The sequence below is a fragment of the Roseibium sp. JB4-4 genome (genome assembly GCF_055693425.1).
In genome coordinates, this window is sequence record NZ_CM146333.1 from 3,524,001 (window position 1) to 3,545,133 (window position 21,133).

At 56.4% G+C, this 21,133-nt stretch carries 19 protein-coding genes; 14 read left to right on the plus strand and 5 right to left on the minus strand.

Going from position 1 to position 21,133, the window contains the following annotated elements:
• Window positions 1-69: 69 nt before the first annotated feature.
• From ACZ1HV_RS16610 to ACZ1HV_RS16655, 10 genes are all read left to right on the plus strand, one after another.
• A complete protein-coding gene (locus ACZ1HV_RS16610) occupies window positions 70-954 on the plus strand; it encodes an HpcH/HpaI aldolase/citrate lyase family protein (protein ID WP_298816882.1) in 885 nt (294 codons plus the stop codon).
• 404 nt (window positions 955-1,358) lie between these two features.
• Window positions 1,359-1,871: a ferredoxin-type protein NapF gene (gene napF, locus ACZ1HV_RS16615; RefSeq protein ID WP_472715770.1), complete on the plus strand. Its 513-nt coding sequence runs from the start codon at window positions 1,359-1,361 to the stop codon at window positions 1,869-1,871.
• Window positions 1,868-2,128: a chaperone NapD gene (locus ACZ1HV_RS16620; protein ID WP_298816884.1), complete on the plus strand. Its 261-nt coding sequence runs from the start codon at window positions 1,868-1,870 to the stop codon at window positions 2,126-2,128. The genes napF and ACZ1HV_RS16620 overlap by 4 nt, the downstream gene beginning before the upstream one ends.
• Before the next feature lie 15 nt (window positions 2,129-2,143).
• Window positions 2,144-4,636, plus strand: a complete 2,493-nt coding sequence (gene napA, locus ACZ1HV_RS16625; RefSeq protein WP_298963968.1) for a nitrate reductase catalytic subunit NapA — start codon at window positions 2,144-2,146, stop codon at window positions 4,634-4,636.
• Window positions 4,637-4,657: 21 nt separating this feature from the next.
• The gene (gene napG / locus ACZ1HV_RS16630) at window positions 4,658-5,473 is read left to right on the plus strand and encodes a ferredoxin-type protein NapG (RefSeq protein WP_298816888.1); all 816 of its coding nucleotides are present in this window, start codon (window positions 4,658-4,660) and stop codon (window positions 5,471-5,473) included.
• Entirely contained in the window at window positions 5,470-6,381 is a 912-nt protein-coding gene (gene napH / locus ACZ1HV_RS16635; protein ID WP_298816890.1) for a quinol dehydrogenase ferredoxin subunit NapH, read from the plus strand. Before napG ends, napH begins: the two co-directional genes overlap by 4 nt.
• Window positions 6,382-6,402: 21 nt before the next feature.
• Entirely contained in the window at window positions 6,403-6,846 is a 444-nt protein-coding gene (locus ACZ1HV_RS16640; protein ID WP_298816892.1) for a nitrate reductase cytochrome c-type subunit, read from the plus strand.
• A 24-nt stretch (window positions 6,847-6,870) separates the two neighbouring features.
• A complete protein-coding gene (locus ACZ1HV_RS16645) occupies window positions 6,871-7,572 on the plus strand; it encodes a NapC/NirT family cytochrome c (RefSeq protein WP_298816894.1) in 702 nt (233 codons plus the stop codon).
• 66 nt (window positions 7,573-7,638) lie between these two features.
• Window positions 7,639-7,905 (plus strand): hypothetical protein, encoded by a 267-nt coding sequence (locus ACZ1HV_RS16650; RefSeq protein ID WP_298816895.1) that lies wholly within the window; start codon window positions 7,639-7,641, stop codon window positions 7,903-7,905.
• Window positions 7,906-8,050: 145 nt separating this feature from the next.
• On the plus strand, window positions 8,051-8,257 hold the full coding sequence (locus ACZ1HV_RS16655) for a DUF1737 domain-containing protein (RefSeq protein WP_298816897.1): 207 nt from the start codon (window positions 8,051-8,053) through the stop codon (window positions 8,255-8,257).
• A gap of 83 nt (window positions 8,258-8,340) precedes the next feature.
• On the opposite strand, the gene bktB is transcribed toward ACZ1HV_RS16655, so the two are convergent.
• From bktB to denD, 4 genes are all read right to left on the minus strand, one after another.
• The gene (gene bktB, locus ACZ1HV_RS16660) at window positions 8,341-9,522 is read right to left on the minus strand and encodes a beta-ketothiolase BktB (RefSeq protein WP_472715771.1); all 1,182 of its coding nucleotides are present in this window, start codon (window positions 9,520-9,522) and stop codon (window positions 8,341-8,343) included.
• Window positions 9,523-9,620: 98 nt separating this feature from the next.
• Window positions 9,621-10,610 carry an NADPH:quinone reductase gene (locus ACZ1HV_RS16665; protein ID WP_472715772.1) on the minus strand — a complete coding sequence of 330 codons (990 nt, stop codon included), beginning with the start codon at window positions 10,608-10,610 and terminating at the stop codon, window positions 9,621-9,623.
• 30 nt (window positions 10,611-10,640) lie between these two features.
• Window positions 10,641-11,417 carry an SDR family oxidoreductase gene (locus ACZ1HV_RS16670; RefSeq protein ID WP_298963960.1) on the minus strand — a complete coding sequence of 259 codons (777 nt, stop codon included), beginning with the start codon at window positions 11,415-11,417 and terminating at the stop codon, window positions 10,641-10,643.
• Window positions 11,414-12,415 (minus strand): D-erythronate dehydrogenase, encoded by a 1,002-nt coding sequence (gene denD / locus ACZ1HV_RS16675; protein ID WP_472715773.1) that lies wholly within the window; start codon window positions 12,413-12,415, stop codon window positions 11,414-11,416. Before denD ends, ACZ1HV_RS16670 begins: the two co-directional genes overlap by 4 nt.
• A 461-nt stretch (window positions 12,416-12,876) precedes the next feature.
• Here denD and ACZ1HV_RS16680 point away from each other — a divergent pair, with 461 nt between their 5' ends.
• Together ACZ1HV_RS16680 and ACZ1HV_RS16685 are read left to right on the plus strand one after the other, a co-directional pair.
• Window positions 12,877-13,995, plus strand: a complete 1,119-nt coding sequence (locus ACZ1HV_RS16680) for an ABC transporter substrate-binding protein (RefSeq protein WP_298984330.1) — start codon at window positions 12,877-12,879, stop codon at window positions 13,993-13,995.
• A gap of 210 nt (window positions 13,996-14,205) precedes the next feature.
• On the plus strand, window positions 14,206-16,674 hold the full coding sequence (locus ACZ1HV_RS16685) for a methyl-accepting chemotaxis protein (RefSeq protein WP_298816910.1): 2,469 nt from the start codon (window positions 14,206-14,208) through the stop codon (window positions 16,672-16,674).
• Window positions 16,675-16,784: 110 nt separating this feature from the next.
• Here ACZ1HV_RS16685 and ACZ1HV_RS16690 read toward each other — a convergent pair whose 3' ends face one another.
• On the minus strand, window positions 16,785-17,606 hold the full coding sequence (locus tag ACZ1HV_RS16690) for a FadR/GntR family transcriptional regulator (protein WP_298963958.1): 822 nt from the start codon (window positions 17,604-17,606) through the stop codon (window positions 16,785-16,787).
• Window positions 17,607-17,852: 246 nt separating this feature from the next.
• On the opposite strand from ACZ1HV_RS16690, the gene ACZ1HV_RS16695 reads away from it, so the two are divergent.
• Window positions 17,853-18,902 (plus strand): TRAP transporter substrate-binding protein, encoded by a 1,050-nt coding sequence (locus ACZ1HV_RS16695; protein WP_298816914.1) that lies wholly within the window; start codon window positions 17,853-17,855, stop codon window positions 18,900-18,902.
• A 121-nt stretch (window positions 18,903-19,023) separates the two neighbouring features.
• A complete protein-coding gene (locus ACZ1HV_RS16700) occupies window positions 19,024-21,090 on the plus strand; it encodes a TRAP transporter large permease subunit (protein ID WP_298984334.1) in 2,067 nt (688 codons plus the stop codon).
• The last annotated feature ends 43 nt before the right edge of the window (window positions 21,091-21,133 follow it).

The window sequence follows — 21,133 nt, forward strand, 5'->3', positions numbered from 1 at the left end:
TTTCAATTGAGAAATCGATCCTCTAGATTAACCGGAATTCCGTTCCCATTTGAATGTTGAGATCAACCGATGACCGCACCGTTCCGTCCCCGTCGCTCCGCACTCTATATGCCGGGGTCAAACGCGAGAGCTCTTGAAAAGGCGACGTCTCTTGACGTGGATTGCCTGCTTCTTGATCTGGAAGATGCGGTGGCGCCGGACGCCAAGGAGCTGGCGCGATCTCAGATCGTGGAAGCTGTCTCAGCAGGCGGCTATGGATCCAGGGAGGTTGTCATCAGGGTCAACGGCGTTGATACCCCCTGGGGAGAAGCGGACCTGGAGGCGGCGGTCAAGGCAAATCCGGATGCCGTACTCGTGCCGAAGGTGAACAGCCCGGCCGATCTTCAGAGGGTCGCTCACAAGATTTCGGCGCTTGGCGGTTCGGCTGACTTGAAACTATGGGCAATGATGGAAACCCCGGAAGCCATGTTGAATGCGGGCGCCATTGGCGCCTGTGGCAGGGACGCTCAGGTTCGACTGTCCTGCTTTGTGATGGGAACCAACGATCTGGCAAAGGAAACGCGTGCCCGGCTTTTGCCAGGGCGGGCTGCCATGATGCCCTGGCTGATGACCTGCGTTGCTGCCGCCCGCGCCGGTGGCATCGATATTCTGGATGGTGTCTTCAATGCGTTCCAGGATGAAGCAGGATTTGCCGAAGAGTGTGCGCAAGGAGCCGACATGGGAATGGACGGCAAAACTCTGATCCATCCCAAACAGGTCGCTTCCTGCCACAAGGCCTTTAGCCCGTCCGAGGACGAAATTGCCTGGGCCCGAAAGATCAATGCAGAGTTCGAGAAACCGGAAAACGCTGACAAGGGGGCAATCCAGGTCGACGGCAAGATGGTTGAACGCCTGCATGCCGAAATGGGCAAAAGGGTGATCACCATCGCAGATAGTATTGCTGCTCGCACCTGATAGTCACGAAGGCTGCCAAAAGCATCAGATGCAGAGCCTTCTGAGCCTCCTGAAAAGCGTGTGGGACCGTAAAAGCGCTTGATTTTACGTCGCCGAAGCGATGTTCGCAGGCGAGCTCTGGTATTTTAACCTTGCAGGCATTCATTGTGAGCAGGCCACTGCTTGCGATGCTTAATTTTTGAGCAGTGGTTGCAAAATTAGTTCGCACGACTTGACTTTTAGCAAGGCAGTCAGCCCGGCTTTTCAATACCGTAATCCTCAAGCTGAATGAGCAACCGGATGAAAACCGGTGTTTTCAGCATGTTTGAGGCACAGTCAGTGCTGCCTGAGCAAACCGGACCGACAGAAACGAAATGAGGCCTTTGAGGATCAGAAAACCCACCGATTCCTGAAGGATAGGCAATTTGACGACTCCCTCTCCCAGCCGAAGAAACTTTTTAAAGGGGCGATTCCGCGCGGCCGACGCCAATGTCATGCGTCCGCCCGGGTCGGTTTCCGAATTCGTCAGGCTTTGTACAGAGTGCGGCGACTGCGTATCGGCCTGTCCCGAGAAAATCATTCGCGTCGGTGAAGACCGACTTCCAGTCGTGGATTTTGCTTTGGGCGCATGCACGTTTTGCGATAGTTGCGCAGAGGCATGCACGTCTGGTGCTCTGGTCGCCGGGCAGGTTGAAAGCTGGATCTGGCGCGCGGAAATTCAGGAAAACTGCTTTTCTTTGCAAGGTGTTATGTGCCGTACCTGCGAAGATGTCTGTGAGCCGAGAGCCATACGATTCAAGCTTGCGGTTGGCGGCATGGCCGAGCCGGTCATTGATCTCAATCAATGCACTGGGTGCGGCGAATGCGCACACTCTTGCCCGGCACAAGCTGTCCAATTCAAGAGAGCTCAAGATTTGAGCGCGAGGGAGAAAACATGAATATCTGCGGCTGCCTGGTCCATGTGACCGTGGGAGCGGTTGACGCCGCTCGCGCCAGCATCGAGGCGATGCCCGGTACGGAAGTTCATGCTGCCAGCGACAATGGCCGCCTTGTGGTCGTTGTTGAAGACACCGAGACCTCCATTGCTTCCGACCAAATCATGGCCATGCACCAAATTCCTGGCGTGATGTCCGTCACGCTCAACTACCACCACTTCGAGGACCTGTCGCAGCCGGATGCTTGCGCCACTCCCTAATGCCGGAGACCTGATATGACTATCTCGGAATCCCGCCGCACGTTCCTGAAAGCGACTGCAGCGGCAAGCACTGCCGCCGCCGCAGGCATTCCGCTTACCGCCGGATCTGTCGTGGCGCAGCCCCGTTCCCCGGATATCCGCTGGGACAAGGCCGCTTGCCGTTTCTGTGGCACCGGTTGTTCCGTTCTGGTGGGCACAAAGGAAGGCCGGGTTGTTGCAACTCAGGGCGACCCGGATGCGCCTGTGAACCGCGGGCTCAACTGCATCAAGGGCTATTTCCTGTCGAAGATCATGTACGGCAAGGATCGACTGACAACGCCGCTCCTGCGCATGAAGAACGGTGTTTTTGACAAGAATGGCGACTTCGAGCCGGTGAGCTGGGACCAGGCTTTCGACATCATGGCGGAAAAATGGAAAGAGGCGCTGGCCAAGAAGGGACCGACCTCCGTCGGTATGTTCGGATCCGGTCAGTGGACAGTCTGGGAAGGCTATGCCGCCGCCAAGTTCATGAAAGCAGGCCTTAGGTCCAACAATATCGACCCAAATGCCCGTCACTGCATGGCGTCCGCGGTGGTCGGATTTATTCGCGCCTTCGGCATCGATGAGCCGATGGGCTGCTATGACGACCTCGAGCACGCCGACACGTTCGTGCTTTGGGGCTCGAACATGGCCGAGATGCACCCGATCTTGTGGTCGCGTCTGACCGATACGCGTCTTACCAAGCCGGACTGCGAAGTCCACGTCCTGTCGACATTCGAGCACCGCTCTTTCGAGCTGGCCGACAACGGCATGGTGTTCGCGCCGCAGACAGACCTGGCGATCCTGAACTACATCGCCAACTACATCATCCAGAACGACGCGGTGAACTGGGACTTCGTCAACGCGCACGTCAACATCAAAAAGACCGATACGGATATCGGGTATGGATTGCGCGACAGCAATCCGCTTCAGCAGGAAGCTGCCAATCCAAATTCCGGCAAGCTTTCGGACATGAGTTTCGATGAGTATGCCGCGTCTGTTGCCGAATATACCGTCGACAAAGTGTCGGAGTTGTCCGGAGTTCCGGCTGAGCAGCTGGAGCGCATGGCACAACAATATGCCGATCCGAACCGGAAGGTCATGTCCCTCTGGACAATGGGCTTCAACCAGCACACCAGAGGGTCCTGGGTCAACGGCCTGATGTACAATGTCCACCTTCTGACGGGCAAGATTTCAGAGCCGGGCAACTCACCCTTCTCGCTGACCGGGCAGCCCTCGGCCTGCGGAACGGCGCGTGAGGTTGGTACTTTCGCGCACCGGCTGCCTGCCGACATGGTTGTGGCCAACGACAAGCACCGCGAAATCTGTGAAACCGCCTGGAACATTCCCGCCGGAACCATTCCGCCGAAGCCTGGCTTCCACGCTGTTCTGCAGCATCGCAAGCTGAAAGACGGCGATCTCAACGCCTATTGGGTCCAGTGCACCAACAACATGCAGGCGGCACCCAACATGAATGAGGAAGGGCTTCCGGGTTACAGAAACCCCGAAAACTTCATTGTCGTTTCAGATCCCTATCCGACTGTCACGGCCCTGGCTGCCGACCTGATCCTGCCCACGGCCATGTGGGTGGAAAAGGAAGGTGCTTACGGCAACGCCGAGCGCCGCACGCAATTCTGGCGTCAACAGGTCAGCCCTCCAGGTGAAGCCAAGTCGGATGTCTGGCAGATCATCGAGTTCTCCAAGCGCTTCACAGTTGAGGAAGCCTGGGGTGAGGAGCTGGTCGCCAAGAAACCCGAACTGGCTGGCAAGACACTTTACGAAGTGCTGTTTGCCAACGGCGTGGTGAACAAGTTCCCATTGTCCGAAACGGCTGAAGGTTTCGAGAACGACGAGTCCAAGGATTTCGGTTTCTACGTTCAGAAGGGCCTGTTTGAAGAATATGCCGAGTTTGGCCGCGGTCATGCGCACGATCTGGCACCGTTCGACGTTTATCACCAGGCACGCGGTTTGCGTTGGCCGGTCGTTGACGGCAAGGAGACACTTTACCGCTTCCGCGAGGGGTACGACCCTTACGTGACAGAAGGCAAAGGTGTCGAGTTCTACGGCAAACCTGACGGCAGGGCGAATATCATCTTCGCGCCTTATGAAGAGGCTGCCGAGAGCCCGGACGAAGAGTTCGATCTCTGGCTGTGTACGGGCCGTGTGCTCGAGCACTGGCATTCAGGGTCGATGACCCGCCGCGTGCCAGAACTTCACAGGGCTTATCCGTCAGCAGTCGTCTACATGCATCCTGATGATGCAAGGGCACGTGATCTGCGCCGCGGCCAGGAAATCCTGATCTCCACGCGCCGGGGCGAGATGCTCAGCCGGGTGGAAACGCGAGGCCGGAACAAGCCGCCGAAAGGCCTGGTGTTTGTGCCCTGGTTCGACGAGGGACAGCTCATCAACAAGCTGACACTCGACGCAACCTGCCCATTGTCCAAGGAAACCGACTTCAAGAAGTGCGCTTGCAAAGTCGAGCGCGCCTGACCGAAGCCAAGGTAGCTAGCAATGTCCGCCACCGGAAAACCGAGATCTGTCGACCGACGCCGTTTCCTCATGGATACGGCGCGGATGGCGGGCGGGTGCGCGGTGGCGGGCACGCTGCTTGCCTATCTGGCACGCGATGCGCGTGCCTTGCCGGCTGAAGCGCTTCGGCCGCCTGGAGCCCTGCCTGAATCTGATTTTCTGTCGGCCTGTATCCGCTGTGGTCTGTGTGTTCGCGACTGCCCTTATGACACGTTGAAGCTTGCTGAACTCGGTGAAGATGGACCGGCCACAGGCACGCCTTATTTCACCGCACGGACAGTTCCTTGCGAAATGTGCGACGACATTCCGTGTGTCGAAGCGTGTCCGACCGGAGCCCTTGATCCTGGTCTGAAAAACATCGACGACGCGCGCATGGGAACGGCCGTGCTTGTCGATCAGGAAAACTGTCTCAACTTTCTGGGGCTTCGTTGCGATGTCTGTTATCGCGTCTGCCCGGTGATTGACGAAGCGATCACACTGGAGCCTTCCCACAACACCCGTTCAGGTCATCACGCGATATTCTCGCCGACCGTGCATGCCGACCATTGCACGGGGTGCGGCGTTTGCGAAAGGAGCTGCGTCCTGCCGGATGCCGCCATCAAGGTTCTGCCAACACGCCTGGCTCGCGGCTCTTCTGCCGAGCATTATCTCAAGGGCTGGGAAGAGAAAGAGCGCAAAGGTGCGCCCGTTGTTGAAGGCATTATCGATCTGCCAGACAGAATGCCGGAAATGCCCGGTGCTGGTTCTGAAGTGCCGGCATTCGAACCGGCCTTCAAACTTCCGGGAGGCGGTCAATGAGTGCCAAGACCAGACTGCCTGTCGGCCTGGAAGCCATTCAGCACAAAGGCTGGATCAACGCCCATCGTTTCCTGTTGTTGCGACGCCTGTCACAGGCATTTTTTCTGTTGCTCTTTCTGCTTGGGCCTTGGTTCGGCATTTGGTGGGTTGTTGGCACGCTTGCCGGATCCCGCACCTTCGAAGTGTTGCCGTTGACTGATCCGCTTGTTCTGGCACAGAGCATTGTAGCCGGGCATTTGCCTGAAGTGACCGCTCTCATCGGGGCCGTCATTGTTCTGGCAGTCTACGCTGTGATCGGCGGCAGGGTCTATTGTTCCTGGGTCTGTCCGATCAATCCGATAACCGATGCTGCCCATTGGCTGCATGAGCGTCTCGGCTTGCAGAAAGGCTGGCAGCCAAAGCGCACGACCCGCTTCTGGATCCTTGGAACCGTGCTTTTGGTCAGTGCGATAACCGGCACGGTCGCCTGGGAACTGATCAACCCCATCACCATGCTGCATCGCGGGCTGATATTCGGGATGGGGTTTGTCTGGGCGCTTGTCGTTGCAATTTTCCTCTTTGACCTCGTGGTGTCTCGGCGCGGCTGGTGCAGCCATATCTGCCCTGTCGGCGCATTCTACAGTCTCGTTGGAACAAAGAGCGTCTTGCGTGTCAGCGCCGTGAACCGTGTTGATTGCGATGACTGCATGGATTGCTATGCAGTGTGCCCCGAGAACCATGTGATTTCCCCGGCCCTGAAGGGCAAGGACGGAGAAACGCCCCTGATTTTGTCACCGGACTGTACCAATTGCGGACGCTGCATTGACGTCTGTTCGGTCGACGTTTTCGCCTTTACCCACCGCTATGACAATCGAGCCAAAAAAACCGTCTCCACGGCGGTGGATGCGGCAACTGAACAGGCCGCTTGAACGGAGCATCGGAGAATAGACATGAAAATGCCGGTCCTTTTGGGAATTTCCGCCATCGCGATCACGACAGTCCTGGCTGGCTTCGCGATCGCCCAGTCGTCTGGCAGTGTCCAGAGTTTGCGGGGTGCCGAGTTGGAAGATACCCGGGCCGTCGACGGCGTTCACAAACAGATCGAAGGGCGCATGCCGCGCAACTATCGCCAGCAGCCACCTTTAATCCCGCATTCCATCTCCCAGTACCAGATGGACAAGCGCACCAACCAGTGCCTCAGCTGTCACGACTGGACGGTTGCCGGTGAGCGCGGAGCACCAACCTTGTCCATGACCCACTATCTCGATCGGGAAGGCAACCAGCTGGATACCGTTGCCGGAACCCGCTGGTTCTGCAACCAGTGCCACGTTCCGCAGGCCAATGCGCCTGAGCTTGTCGGAAATGACTTTCAATCATCCAACACGTCGCGCTGACAAGGGAACGGGAGACAAGAGATCATGAAAGATCCGAACGACAAACCGAAGCGTGGCCTGATTGGCAGGCTATGGAACGGATTCTGGAGCCCGGTTTCGGCCTTCAGCGTTGGGTTCATCGTCATAGCCGGGTTTCTCGGCGGGGTCCTGTTCTGGGGTGCGTTCAACTGGAGCATGGAGCTGACAAACACTGAGGAGTTCTGTGTTTCCTGCCACACGATGGAAACCAATCTTGGCGAATATCGCGAAACCATCCACTACAATAACCATTCCGGTGTACGTGCGATCTGTTCGGATTGCCACGTTCCGCACGAATGGCAGCACAAGGTCAAGGCCAAGATCATTGCCGTGAAAGACGTCTATCACGAGATCATGGGCACAATCAGCACGCCGGAAAAGTACGAAGCTCATCGGCTTGAAATGGCCTCGCAGGTCTGGCGGAAAATGAAGGCTTCCGACAGCCGGGAGTGCCGCAATTGCCATTCGTTCGAATATATGGACTTCACAATCCAGGAAAACCGGGCGGCAGCCGAACACCAGCGGGCCATCGATGAGAATATGACCTGCATCGACTGTCACCAGGGCATTGCACACGCACTGCCACCGGGACATCTGGAGGAATACAAGCGCATCGTCGATGAGATCCAGGCTGAAAACGCGCCGTTGTCTCCAAAGACTGACGATGTCGCGGCGATCCAGTCCTATGTCGGCAAACTGTCCAAGTAAAACGCTTTGAGCGCCAACGCCAACGTTTGGCGCTCTCAACTGCTCAGAGAAAGAAAAGGCTAAAGTATGCTTGGCATTCTCGATCTACTCGGAACCATTGGGGGCAACATACTCAGCCTGCCCGGTATCCTGGGCCTTGCGCTTGGGATGATGACACGGAACTGGCTGGTTGCCGCAGTGATGGGCGGGCTTGTCGGTGTTTTTGAAACAGTTGTTTTCGCCGGTTTCCATGCTTCTGAAATTGGTTATTTCGACCTTGCGGTCGCAGTTCTGGTCGGTGTTCTGGCCGGCAGCCTTGGCTGCGCCATCCGGCACAGGGGTGCGACGGCCTGAGTTTACCAGCCGGTATTGTCTCGAATAGGATCCAGACAGGCTTCTGATAAAAATTACTTCTCCGCATGTACCGGGTGGACGATGACCTTCCGGCGGGCTACATGCGGGGAAAGCAATCAGTTGCACAGGATCGAAGAGAATTTCCATGAAACTGTATCGGTTCATCACCGGCGTCGACGACAGCGAGTTCTGTCACCGGGTTACCCAGGCTTTGAACAAGGGTTGGGAACTCCAAGGGTCCCCGTCGCTCACCTATGACGCGACGCGCGGTGCCACCATCTGCGGTCAGGCGGTCACCAAGGACGTTGAAGGTGAGACCTACTCGCGCGAAATGAAGCTCGGCGACTACTGACCTGTTGAGCTCGCGGTTGTTCGGCGGTAAGTCCGGTCGCTGCCGCCGAATGTTAGAGTGTGAAAAGATGAAGGCAGATCAGCCTACATCAGATTTTCCACGATCACCGCAATTCCCTGACCACCCCCAATGCACATAGTGGCGGCTCCAAGGCTTTCCTCGCGCCGACGCAATTCATGGATCAACTTGGTCATGATGATCGCGCCCGTTGCGCCGATTGGATGACCGAGCGCGACAGCGCCTCCGTTCGGATTCACCTTTTCCGACGGCAGCCCCAGCTGATCGTTGACGGCACATGCTTGTGCTGCAAATGCCTCATTTGATTCAACGACTGCAAGATCGTCCGGGCCGACGCCGGCTCGCGTCATGGCAATCTGCATCGCTGGTACCGGGCCGATACCCATGATGGCCGGATCGACACCTGCAACGCCATACGAGCGAATGCGTACAAGTGGAACCACACCAAGCTCCCTGGCTTTTTCCGCAGACATCAAGATAAGCGCGGCAGCGCCGTCATTGAGGCCTGATGCGTTTCCAGCCGTGACCAAGCCATCTTTCTTGAACACCGGGCGAAGCTTGGCCATGTCCTCCGGCTTGGCGTCGTGACGAACGTGTTCATCGGTGTCGAACACCGTTTCCCGGCCGCGTCGTCCGACGCTGAGCGGAACGATCTGATCCTTGAACCGGCCTTCCTTAATGGCTTCACTGGCTCTGCGGTGGCTTTCAAGAGCAAATGCATCCTGGCGAGCACGATCTATGCCATATTTCTCGGCAACATTTTCTGCCGTTACACCCATGTGACCTATGCCGAACGGATCGTGCAGGGCACCGGTCATCATGTCGACGATCTGGGCGTCTCCCATGCGTTGGCCAAAACGTGCGCCCGGCAACGAATACCCGGCCCGGCTCATGCTCTCTGCGCCACCTGCGAGTGTAACGTCACCATCACCGAGGGTGATGGCTTGCACAGAAGAGACAATGGACTGGAGACCGCTGCCGCAGAGGCGATTCATGGTTAGCGCGGGTGCATGATCCGGCACACCTGCGTGACGGGACGCAACCCTGGCGATATACATGTCGCGGGGCTCTGTGTGGATCACGTTGCCAAGAAATGCCTGGTCCACAGATCCCGCTTCAATCCCGGCACGCTCAATGGCAGCTTCGGCAACCTTGGTGGCAAGGTCGATCGGCGGCGTGTCCTTGAGCGAGCCGCCAAAACTCCCGACCGCCGTTCGGGCTGCGCTTACGATAACAATCTCTTTCATCGATCCGACCTTGTTTCAATAGACGCTTCCGATCATGCCGTTCCCGGCGCAGGACTTCCAGTCGGCCAAAAGGCGAGCATGCCTGATGCCGATGGTCCTCAGATCTTCAGTAATACGGATCCGGAACGCTGCCCTGACGCGACCATATCATGGGCTTTGGCACAGTCGGAAAGGTCCAGTGTTTCAGAAGTCCGGAATTTGAGAGCGCCCCGCTCAAGCAGACTGGTCATTTGTTGTGTTGCCGTATCCCGCTGTCTCTTTGACAGGATGTAAATCAGCAGGAGGTCGAGCGTCACGGCTTTGAACATCAACGGATAAAACGGCAAGGCCGGGGTCATGTCCTTTGCTGACCCATAGGCGGCAATAGTGCCGCGTTCAGCGATGATACGGGTGTTTGTTTCAGCATTCTGGCCGAATTCCACTTCGACAATGCGATCCACCGGAGCGCCGCCTGTTGCTTCCAAGATCTGGTCTGCAAGCCTTGCATCGCCGTAGTCGAACACATGCTCTGCACCTGCTTGCCGGGCCGCGGCCAGATCGTCCTCACCTCTTGCCGTTGCAATAACCCGGGCCCCGGACGCGGCGGCAACCTGGATTGCCAAATGCCCCACCGTTCCTGCGCCACCGCTGACAAGTACAGTTCGGTCCGAGACCGGACCACCGCCAAGCACTGCCTGAACCGCCGTGAGGCCCGGAATTCCAAGTGCTGCACCAACTTCAAAGGAAACGTTGTCGGGTAACGTGACTGCCTGCTCTTCAGGCAGCGAAATCAATTCTGCCGCAGTGCCGAATGCTCGCTGCCATTGGCCGTTCCAGATCCAGACACGCTCACCCACCCTTGATGGGTCGACGCCTTCACCAACCGCTTCAATGATACCAGCGCCGTCGCTATGCGGAATTATTTTGGCAAATGGCGGTATGGTGACGCCTGGACGCGATCCGGCCCGGGCTTTCACGTCAGACGGATTAACGCCGGAAATGTGCACCCGGACCAGTACCTCGCCAACCGAAGGTGCTGGGTCCGGCAAGGTCTCCAGGCACAAAACGTCTTCAGCAGAACCGAACCGGTCGTATGTGATTGCGCGCATCGGTATCTCCAACCTGGTGCTTGAGCGTGCTCAGCCGCGTCCGACAAATGGCATCTTTGTTGCCATGACAGTCAGGCTCAGCACATTCGCATCGAGCGGCAGTCCGGCCATATAGACAACGGCATCCGCAATATGTTGAGGATTGATTGTCGGTTCCGGGGCAATCTCGCCGTTGGCCTGAGGTACGCCGCCACCCATTTTTGAGGTCATCTCGCTGGCCGCGTTGCCGATATCTATCTGACCGCATGCAATGTCGAACGGACGCCCGTCCAAGGCGGACGATTTGGTCAGTCCGGTGATGGCGTGTTTGGTTGCCGTGTAGGGCGCGGAGAACGGGCGCGGTGTCGACGCCGAAATCGATCCATTGTTAATAATTCGCCCTCCTTGAGGTTCCTGCGCCTTCATCAATCGGAAAGCTTCCTGCGTGCACAGGAACGCGCCGGTCAAATTGGCACTGACCACATTGTTCCATTCCTCAAAGGAGATGTCCTCAAGCGGGACCGCAGAATTTGAAATTCCAGCATTGTTGACGAGAAGGTCAAGGCGGCCAAACCGTGTGCGGATCGCTTCAAACAGGGCCTTTACTGCCGACGGGTCACCAATGTCGGCGGACAGGGGCGTTACGTCGCCACTGGTTTCTGAAGTCAACGCAGCTGCTGTTTCTTCCAGGACGCCCATTCGGCGTCCGGCAACGACAACCCGCCATCCGGCAGATGCCAGGCCACGCGCCACCGCTTTGCCGACACCACTGCCACCACCGGTGACGAGCGCGATCCGACCATCTGCATCAAACCTGTTAGCGTTCATGTCAACTTGCCTTCCAATTCGTCTTCAATGTGGATGTGAATGATTTCGTCAAAGCGCATCTCGGCCTTAAATCCCAATTCAAGTGCGCGTTTTGGCACAAAGTCCCGTGGCCACCCGGAGACAATGCTTGCGATCCCCGCGTCGGGCTCCCGGCGGATAAGCTTTACGGCCTTGTCGCCAGCCACACGCCTCAAGGCGTCGATCTGGTCGCCAACACGAGCGGAGAGACCAGGCATAGTCAAGTTACGGCGAAGGCCAACTGTCTCGGTATCAAGGCGAACGGCATGCACAAAAAAATCGACGGCGGCGCGCGGGCTTGCGAACCAATGCTGAACGCTGTCCTCAACGGGCAAGACGGCCTCCTGACCTGCCAGTGGCTCGCGGATAATATTGGAGAAGAAGCCGGAGGCGGCTTTGTTCGGTTTGCCGGGGCGCACACATATGGTTGGCAGCCGCAGTCCAATACCGTCAAAAATCCCTTTGCGCGTATAGTCGGATACCAGAAGTTCGGTAATCGCCTTTTGTGTGCCGTAACTGGTGAGTGGTGTCAGATGAAATTCGTCGTCGATTTTTTCCGGGAAAGGTTCACCGAATACGGCGAGTGACGATGCGAAAACCAGTCTCGGGCAATAGGGCCGACGCAGACCTTCCTTGCGGATCGCCTCAAAAAGAAAGCGGCTGCCGTCCAGGTTGATCCTGTATCCTTTTTCGAATTCAGCTTCAGCCTCTCCGGAGACGATGGCCGCGAGGTGAATGATCACATCCGGTCTTTCTGTTCCCTCCCGGCCGGAGATCAGGCTTTCGGCTGCACCCGGATCTGCCAGACTGAGCGTTCTTGTGGTTGTGAGATCTTTCAGCGTTTCAGGTGCCAAAGGCTCAACGACATCGGCAAGCGTCAGCCGATCGACCTCAAAACCAAAACAACCCGGCTCAGCTGCGAACCGGGCCACAAGTTTCCGGCCGATCATGCCGGCAGCGCCGATTATCGAGATATGCATGTGCAGAAGTCCTCCGAGGTGGGTTTATGCACCGGGAGAGTGGCGGAGGGTAGAGATTTGTTCTCAGATCGGAGTTTGCACCTGAGCTGAAGTGCTGGATTTTAAGGAAATGGACGATACTAGCCGGCAGATAGCTAGAAGGTTGTGGCCACTGTTTCAGCGCTTTCAGGTCCGCTCACAACGGTACATGCGAAACGGGTCTTTCGAGCTGTCTCGATTAAATTTAGCAACTTATATTATAGCGCGCAGTACATTCCAAATATTCTATTAGCTCTACTGCGTGAACTTAAAATTGCTTCATGCGTATTTATGACAATAAAAACATAAAACAGCGAAACGGTCACTTAACAACTTTGCCTTAGACTAAGGAATTAGCGTCGCAATACGCTATTTACTCTAGGGGGTAACACATGTTGTCGAAATCCAGGAAGTCTTTTGCTGCGGCTATGGCTGCAACTTGTATGTTTGCATTTGGTTCCGCGAATGCGGAAGACGGTGTCAGTGACGCCAAAATTCTGTTCGGCCAGGCGGCCGCTCTTGAAGGACCGGCCGGTGCGCTGGGTACCGGAATGAAACTTGGCATCGAAGCCGCTTTTGCCGAGGCAAATGCAGCCGGTGGTGTTCATGGCCGTATGATTGAGCTTGTCAGCATGGATGACGGCTATGAGCCGGATCGTTCGATTGCAGCTGTCAACAAGCTCATCAACGACAACAAGGTGTTCAGCCTGATCGGTCCGGTCGGTACACCAACTTCCAAGGCGACACAGCCGATTGCCACAGCTGCCAAGGTTCCGTTTGTGGGTCCGTTCACCGGAGCTGGCTTCCTGCGTGATCCGGCGCATGGCAACATTGTAAATGTGCGCGCTACCTACGGCGCTGAAACAGAAGCCTGGATCGAGCATCTCAATGGTGCGCTTGGCCTCGACAAGATCGCGATCCTCTATCAGGACGATGGTTTTGGCCGTGTTGGTCTTGCCGGCGTGCAGGCAGCGCTGGAAAAGCGTGGCCTGGAACTTGTTGCCGAGGGCACATACCAGCGCAACACAACAGCAGTGAAATCTGCGCTTCTGGAAATCCGCAAGGCCAAGCCGCAGGCGGTTGTCATGGTCGGCGCGTACAAGCCGATTGCCGAATTCATCAAGCTGGCCAAGAAAGTCAAGCTCGACGCTGAATTCGTCAATATTTCGTTCGTGGGTTCCAAGGCTCTTTCCGCAGAGCTGGGCGATGCCGGTGAAGGTGTCATCATTTCCCAGGTTGTTCCGTTCCCGTGGGATGTGACAGTGCCGCTGGTGAAAGAGTACCAGGCTGCTCTGAAGGCAAAGGATGCCTCCGCTGAGCCGGGTTTTGTTTCGCTTGAAGGCTACATTGTCGGTCGTTTGGCTGTCATGGGTCTTGAGAAAGCCGGCAAAGACGTCACCCGTGAAGGTTTCCTCGATGCTTTCTGGTCCACAGGTGCATTCGACATGGGCGGTGTAACGCTCACATTCGGTGCCGATGACAACCAGGGCATGGATGATGTGTTCCTGACAACGATCCAGAAAGACGGCAGCTTCGCACCTATCGACAAGCCTGCCAGCTAAGCAAACACATCCGCTGGTCTGACATGCTCAGGCCAGCGGATTTAACGTGTCGTTCCGGTTTCGGGCGTGACGACAGATGCGTGTTTTTTGGGGACTGTGGGTGCCATGCTTGGGTTTCGGGGATTGAGTTTTAGTCGGTCGAATGAAAAGTCGATCTTTAATTTAAGAATTCGCGGGAAGCTTTTTACCGCATTTGCCGGGCTTGTTCTCTTGACGGCAACCGCAATCGGGATCGGTCTGTTCTCGTTTCAAAGGGTGGAGAGCGGCTTTGCGGAACTTTCCGAACAGCGCCTCCCTTCCATTGAAAATGCTGCTCAACTTGCGCTGACAAGTACGGAAGTCGCCACGGCGGCCGCTGCCGTCGCCAACAGCGTCACGCTTCAGTCCCAGGAAGTGTCCTTTCAGGCACTCGAAAAGTCTGTATCGGTCATTGAAGGCATCGAGGCGAAGTTCGTAAAATCCGACGCCAACCGGACAATCGTCGACGAACTGTTTTCCCAAAGCCAGACCTTCCAGCAGACTTTGGGTGTTCTGGACCTCGCGACCAAGGAAAAGATCGCGGCAAGAGAAGCAAAAGACGCCCGCATGGCGGCTCTTTTCAAAGCCTATGACGGTGTCCATAATGCGATCACACCCATTGTGGACGATGCTTATTTCACTGTGGTTCTGGGCGGTGAAGATGCCGCAGAACAAAGCAAATCCCTGGTCAACAGCCTTGCAAATGACGAAATGGGCAAGCTGAGACTTTATCTGGAACTCCGTGCTGAAGTGAACCTGCTTGTCGGCCTTGCCGAAACAGTTGCGTTTGTCGACGACAAGGCATTGATGACCTTGTTTGAGGACAAGATCATCGCAACCAAGGCGAAGATCGATCAATATCAGGGCGAACTGAGCGCTTTGGATTTGAGCACCGGCGCTGACGACGAACTCGATCAACTTCGGACCCTGGCTGCGACGACGCTGGAGAAACGCGGCACGAATTCCCTCAGCATCGGTCAGCAAAAGGCCACGTTGAATGAAGCTATCGGACTGCAGAAAGCCATCGACGATGCGCTTATCATGCAGATTGACGATCAGCTCTTCACCCTGACCATAGACACCGAGACGGCGGTTGAGGAAAACTCTGCCATCATTTCCGATCTCCTGAACAATCAGGTAGGTCAGCTGAAAAGTACGCTGGAAGCACAGGCCTTTGCCAACAAGTTTGTAGCAACTCTGGTTCAAGGTGGTTTGACCGACGACCCGGCAATGCTGGTTCCCATTCAGGAAAAGGTCACGGCAGACGCCAAGCACATGCGCGACGGCTTTGAAGGCCTGAACTCTGAGGAAATCAAAGCCCAGTTGACCGAACTGCTCGCCTATGGCGATCCAGAAAACGGATTATTGAGAGACCATCTGGAAGAGTTGAAGAGCACAGCGGAATCGAATGCTCAAGTCAACGAGATGTTCTATGCAGTGGAGCGTATTGGACGTTCCGTTGCGTCCCTCATCGAAATGGAAATCGCAGCTGTCGATGTTGCGGCCACTCGCATCAACAAGCTGTTTGAAAACGGTTCCATGGCCCTGATTGCTGTTGGACTGGCAAGCCTCGTCATCGCCGGCGCAATCGGTGTCTTTGTTGTCGATCGGGGCATGGTTCGGCCGCTGCTGGGGCTCGTCGATACCACGCGCGCTCTCGCAGACGGTCAACTAGACGTTGAGGTTGCCGGAACTGCCCGCCGCGATGAAATCGGCGACCTGGCGCAGGCGATGGAGATCTTCAAGGAGAATGCCGTCGAACGCAACAATCTGGAAGCTGTGGCAAGGTCCGAACAGGATGCGCAACAGGATCGCCAGAATACCATCGAACATCTGATTACGGATTTCCGCAATGAAATCGAAACCGTGCTCAGCACTGTCACCGGTAATATGGAGCAGATGCAGTCAACTGCGCAGGTCCTGAGCCAGATCTCAAGCGAGACGACGGCTCAGGCCTCCGAGGCGGAAAGCAGCTCTGCTGCAGCCTCTGAAAATGTCGGATCGGTTGCCGCTGCGACCGAGCAACTTGCCGGTTCAATTGCAGAAATCGGCGAGCAGGTTGCCCGGGCTACAGAGATCGTTACCGGTGCTTCGGCAAGTGCCCGGACCACGACCAGCAAAGTCTCTGAACTGGCGGAAGCCGCCAGTCGGATCGGTGAAGTTGTAACTTTGATCCGCGCAATCGCTGAGCAGACCAATCTGCTGGCGCTCAATGCGACCATCGAGGCCGCAAGGGCTGGCGAGTCAGGTAAAGGCTTTGCGGTCGTCGCCGCAGAGGTCAAGGAACTCGCCACTCAGACATCGAATGCAACGGAAGAAATCGCGACGCAAATCGAGGCAATCCAAAGCGCAACGACGGAGAGTGTGACCGCGATCCAGGAAATCCGGGATACGATGGAGCAGGCGGACGAGACCACCTCGGCCATTGCTGCTGCCGTAGAGGAGCAGGACGCTTCGACTTCCATGATCTCCCAGAATGTGCGCGAAGCGGCTGAGGGAACTCAGGGTGTTGCGAGCAGTATCTCCGGCGTCATGAATGCTGTTGCTGAGGCAGCTCAGTCGGCAGGACAGGTGGAAGCGGCCTCAAATGAGGTGGCCGACCATGCAAGCCGGCTGAAAGTCGTTGTCGACGACTTCCTTGCCAGAGTGGCAGCTGCCTGAGGCGAGGTCGAAACAGAAGAGCCTCGGCTTTTCGTCTTAAGGCCCTGAATGACCTTGCAAAAATCACGAGAAGGCGGACATCCTGTGTCCGCCCTTTTCATTGGCGCCGCCTATTTGGATGGCCTGCTATTTGCCTGTGCAGGTGATGCCGCAGTGGTCTCCAATGCCAGCTTGCGCTTTTTGGCGAAGGCTTCGCGGCGCTCGCGCTCTTCGCCGATGCGGAAGGACATTTCGACGAAATCGAGGTGATCACGCGCGGCGGCCTCAGCTTCACCCGGGTCTCCAGACATCACGGCATCTGCAATGCGAATATGTTGTTGCAAAAGCAGGTCGCCGGAGCCGTCGACAGTGCGTAGATAGCGGCGATTGTAAAAGACGCCGCGCTGAGTGAGATCATAGATGGACCGCATCATGTGGATCAGCATGGCATTGTGGCTGGCATTCACGATCGCGGTATGCAGGCGAACATCCGCCTGTTCCGAAGTGTCCAGGTCACCCGCTTCATGGGCCTGTTTCAACTCTTCGATGATCTCGGCGACTGCCGCCTTGTCAGAGGGAGTGCTGCGCTCAGCCGCCAGGCGCGTGGCAAAGGCCTCCTGCTCTTTGCGATATTCAAGATAGTCGTAAAACGCCATGCCGTGCCGAGCATAAAGATCGATGAGCGCGGGTGTCATGGCCTGTCCGGAGAGCTGAGCGACGAAAGTGCCCTCACCGTGACGGACATGAAGCAGTCCAAGTTCCTCCAGCCGCTTGAGTGCATCGCGAACCTTGGGACGCGAAACGTCGAATTTTTCCGACAATTCCCGTTCTGACGGCAATCGAGCGCCTTCAGGAAGGATGCCCTGGACGATCAGGTTTTCGATCTGGTTCGCTACCAGGTCAACCACTGACTCCGCAGCTATCGGCTCGAACAGACTGTTGAGATCATTCATGCGGCACCTCCGTTAGCAGAGGTAATATTGGTTTACCTCAATGGCAAGTGTTTTTCCTGATAGAGCCAAAAAACCCAACAAGATTCAGTTTCTTATGGGTTCAATCTGAGAATGAATTGGCGCGATGCATGATAAGAGGTAAATAAAATTGTTGACTGATTAAGTGGATAATTTTATTTACCTCTGTGTCTTAGTTGCGGGGCAGCTGCTTGAATGTCGCTGTCTCGGTCTTGTGGAGGAGTTACGATGACCAAATTTTTGACCGGCCTTATTCTAGCCGCCGGCCTTGCTGCCCAGCCCGCCATTGCCGCCGACAAACTGCTGCTGAAGGTACCGGTAGCGTTTTCGACCGAGCTTCCGAGCCTCGGCACGCCGATCCCGCGCGTTGCCGAAGAGGTCGAAATCATGTCCGGCGGAACGCTGCGTATGAAAGTCTACGAGCCTGGCAAACTGGTGCCGGCCTTTGAAATTCTGGACGCGGTGTCCTCCGGTAAAATCAACGCTGGCTACACCACAGCCGGATATTGGGCTGGGAAGATCCCGGCTGCGCCGCTCTTTTCGGCCATTCCGTTCGGTCCTGAAGCAGGCGAATACATGGCCTGGATCTATTACGGCAACGGCCTGGATCTTTATCAGCGCATGTATGACGAAGCCGGTTACAATGTGAAGGTTCTGCCGTGCGCCGTCATCGCTCCGGAAACATCCGGCTGGTTTTCAAAGGAAATCAATTCCACCGAAGATCTCAAGGGCCTGAAGATGCGTTTCTTCGGTCTTGGCGGCAAGGTGATGGAGAAACTTGGAGTTGCCACGTCGCTCCTGCCTGGTGGTGAGATTTTCCCGGCACTTGAGAAGGGTGCAATCGACGCGACCGAGTTCTCCATGCCAGCCATCGACCAGCGCCTCGGCTTCCACAAGGTGGCCAAGTACAATTACTTTCCAGGCTGGCATCAGCAGGCCACTGTTTTTGAGCTTCTCATCAACAAGGATGTCTGGAACGAGGCCTCTGAACAGCACCAGCACATTCTGGCAGAAGCCTGCAAGGCGTCCATGGCCGACAGCTTTGCTGAAGGTGAAGCCCTGCAGTTCGACGCTCTGAAGCGCAACGTAGAAGAAAACGGCGTTGAAATCCGCAAGTGGAGCCCGGAGATGCTGCAGACTTTCCGGGATACCTGGGAAGAGGTTGCGGCTGAAGAAAGTGCCAACAACGAGTACTTCGCTGAAGTTTATGCCGACCTCAGCCAGTTCCGGTCGAACTACGATCTTTGGGAAAAGAACGCGTTCTTGCCGCGCTTCTGATCCGGCATTTGCCGTGCCCGGCTTGCCGGGCGCGGCCACAGTGTTTTCAGCCAATCGAGTTTCTGGCGCAACGAGGAGCGCCCACGGGTGAGCTGCGGCTGACTTGAGGAGGAGAGGTGCGATGAGCACGAATGTCAATTACCAGGGCGATCTCGCCGAGACCTACGAGGCGGTAACGGAGCACGAGGATCAGGATCGTTTTGGTCTTGCCGTGGCGATCGACAATTTTGTGAAAGTCACTGGCCACGTCGTCATGTTGGCGAACCTTGCCCTGATTGCAGCCATCGTCACCCAGGTCGTCCTGCGTTATGCCTTCAATCTGAATTTTCCAAAGCTCGACGAACTGCAATGGCACTTCTACGGTCTCGTGACCATGGTCGGCGTCTCTTATGCGCTGACGACCGACAGTCACGTTCGAGTTGACCTGCTGCATATGCAGTTGTCACGGCGTGCACAACGCGTCGTAGAAATTCTGGGAATCCTGTTTCTGCTTGCACCCTTCATCTGGCTGATGATCGATCAGGGGTTCGATTATTTCGTTGAAAGTTACCGTGTCAACGAACGGTCGTCCTCGGCCACCGGCCTCGCTTACCGCTGGGCGTTCAAGGCCATCATTCCCATCAGTTTCGTGCTTCTGGGTATTGCCGCCACCGCGCGCCTTTTGCACGACGTTCACGCCATTTTCGTTGCCGACCCAAGCGAGCGGCAAGGTGGCGGCTTCACGCGCCTTTTGGTGCTGATCGGTATTTTCACCCTTATCACGGCCGGTTTGTCGACGCTGGTTGAAACAACGGAAGAAATGCTCGTCATAGCCATGTTCATGAGCTTTGTCGGGTTGTTGTTCACTGGATTTCCGGTTGCGTGGACCCTGGCCGGAACCGGCATGATTTTTTGCGGCCTCGCCTATCAGTTCGACATGGGCAACATGGCCTGGACCGGTCTTGAGGACACTTTCACCGGGCTTGATTACCTGACCCTTGGTGCCGTCGTGAACCGTGTTTACGCGGTCATGTCGAATGCGGTTCTGGTGGCGCTGCCGATGTTTATTTTCATGGGACTGATGCTTGACGAAAGTGGTGTAGCCGAGCGGTTGATGACGTCGATGACCCGCCTCTTCGGAACCGTGCGCGGAGGGCTAGCCATCACCGTCACGCTGATCGGCATTATTCTCGCGGCATCAACCGGTATCGTCGGTGCTTCGGTGGTTCTTCTCGGCGTTCTGTCCCTTCCGGCCATGATGCAGCATCGCTATTCAAAGACCCTCTCAACCGGTGTTGTTGCCGCGTCCGGCACGCTGGGTATTCTGATCCCGCCTTCGATCATGCTTGTCATCATGGCGGACCAGATGGCGCTTTCGGTTGGGGACCTCTTCATGGCGGCTGCAATTCCCGGAATGCTGCTCGGAGCGATCTACCTGCTCTATATTTTCGGCCTTGCGCTGCTCAATCCGAAAGCTGCTCCAGCTCCTGACGGCGCGCGTTCACCCGACTGGGCGGCGATAAAGGATATCTTTGTCGCCCTTATCCCGCCGTTGGCGCTGATCTTTGCCGTGCTCGGTTCAATTTTCGCCGGTATTTGCACACCAACCGAAGCGTCAGGTATCGGGGCGATCGGAGCGACCCTTCTTGCACTTGCCTACCGCAAGCTGACTTTCACCAAAACCTGGAACGTGCTCAAGGCGACTTTCAACACCACCGCCTATATCTTTGCGATCTTTCTTGGCGCGACAGTGTTTTCCTTCGTGTTGCGTGAGCTGGGCGGAGATGAGCTGATTGAAAGCATGGTTTCTTCAACGGGTCTCGGCCCAAGCGGCACCGTGATCTTCATTCTCTGCATTGTCTTCCTGCTGGGTTTTGTACTCGACTGGATCGAAATCACATTGATCGTGCTGCCGCTCATGCGCCCGATCGTCAATGGACTGGGTCTGGATATTCCAGGATTCGGTGCGATGGACGAGCCTGCTCTCGTCTGGTTCGTGATCCTGGTGGCGGTCACATTGCAGACTTCGTTCCTGACACCGCCGGTCGGATTCTCTCTCTTTTATCTTAAAGGGGTCTGCCCGGAGGGGATCAAGCTGACCGACATCTATAAAGGCATCATACCCTTCGTGCTGTTGCAGCTCTTCGGCCTGGCTCTGGTCTTCATGTGGCCTGCGCTCGCGACGTGGCTGCCATCAGTCGCATACTGACAATGAAGCGGGTCTGGTGACTGGGCCCGCTTCCTTACCTCGA

Bases quoted from the DNA above. Each gene is read 5' to 3' on its own strand.
- napA (WP_298963968.1), top strand. From the start codon at position 2,144: ATGACTATCTCGGAATCCCGCCGCACGTTCCTGAAAGCGACTGCAGCG.
- ACZ1HV_RS16700 (WP_298984334.1), top strand. From the start codon at position 19,024: ATGAGCACGAATGTCAATTACCAGGGCGATCTCGCCGAGACCTACGAG.
- denD (WP_472715773.1), bottom strand. From the start codon at position 12,415: ATGCATATCTCGATAATCGGCGCTGCCGGCATGATCGGCCGGAAACTT.
- napG (WP_298816888.1), top strand. From the start codon at position 4,658: ATGTCCGCCACCGGAAAACCGAGATCTGTCGACCGACGCCGTTTCCTC.
- ACZ1HV_RS16650 (WP_298816895.1), top strand. From the start codon at position 7,639: ATGCTTGGCATTCTCGATCTACTCGGAACCATTGGGGGCAACATACTC.
- ACZ1HV_RS16670 (WP_298963960.1), bottom strand. From the start codon at position 11,417: ATGAACGCTAACAGGTTTGATGCAGATGGTCGGATCGCGCTCGTCACC.
- ACZ1HV_RS16695 (WP_298816914.1), top strand. From the start codon at position 17,853: ATGACCAAATTTTTGACCGGCCTTATTCTAGCCGCCGGCCTTGCTGCC.
- ACZ1HV_RS16680 (WP_298984330.1), top strand. From the start codon at position 12,877: ATGTTTGCATTTGGTTCCGCGAATGCGGAAGACGGTGTCAGTGACGCC.
- ACZ1HV_RS16645 (WP_298816894.1), top strand. From the start codon at position 6,871: ATGAAAGATCCGAACGACAAACCGAAGCGTGGCCTGATTGGCAGGCTA.
- ACZ1HV_RS16610 (WP_298816882.1), top strand. From the start codon at position 70: ATGACCGCACCGTTCCGTCCCCGTCGCTCCGCACTCTATATGCCGGGG.
- ACZ1HV_RS16690 (WP_298963958.1), bottom strand. From the start codon at position 17,606: ATGAATGATCTCAACAGTCTGTTCGAGCCGATAGCTGCGGAGTCAGTG.
- ACZ1HV_RS16620 (WP_298816884.1), top strand. From the start codon at position 1,868: ATGAATATCTGCGGCTGCCTGGTCCATGTGACCGTGGGAGCGGTTGAC.
- bktB (WP_472715771.1), bottom strand. From the start codon at position 9,522: ATGAAAGAGATTGTTATCGTAAGCGCAGCCCGAACGGCGGTCGGGAGT.
- ACZ1HV_RS16655 (WP_298816897.1), top strand. From the start codon at position 8,051: ATGAAACTGTATCGGTTCATCACCGGCGTCGACGACAGCGAGTTCTGT.
- napH (WP_298816890.1), top strand. From the start codon at position 5,470: ATGAGTGCCAAGACCAGACTGCCTGTCGGCCTGGAAGCCATTCAGCAC.
- ACZ1HV_RS16640 (WP_298816892.1), top strand. From the start codon at position 6,403: ATGAAAATGCCGGTCCTTTTGGGAATTTCCGCCATCGCGATCACGACA.
- ACZ1HV_RS16665 (WP_472715772.1), bottom strand. From the start codon at position 10,610: ATGCGCGCAATCACATACGACCGGTTCGGTTCTGCTGAAGACGTTTTG.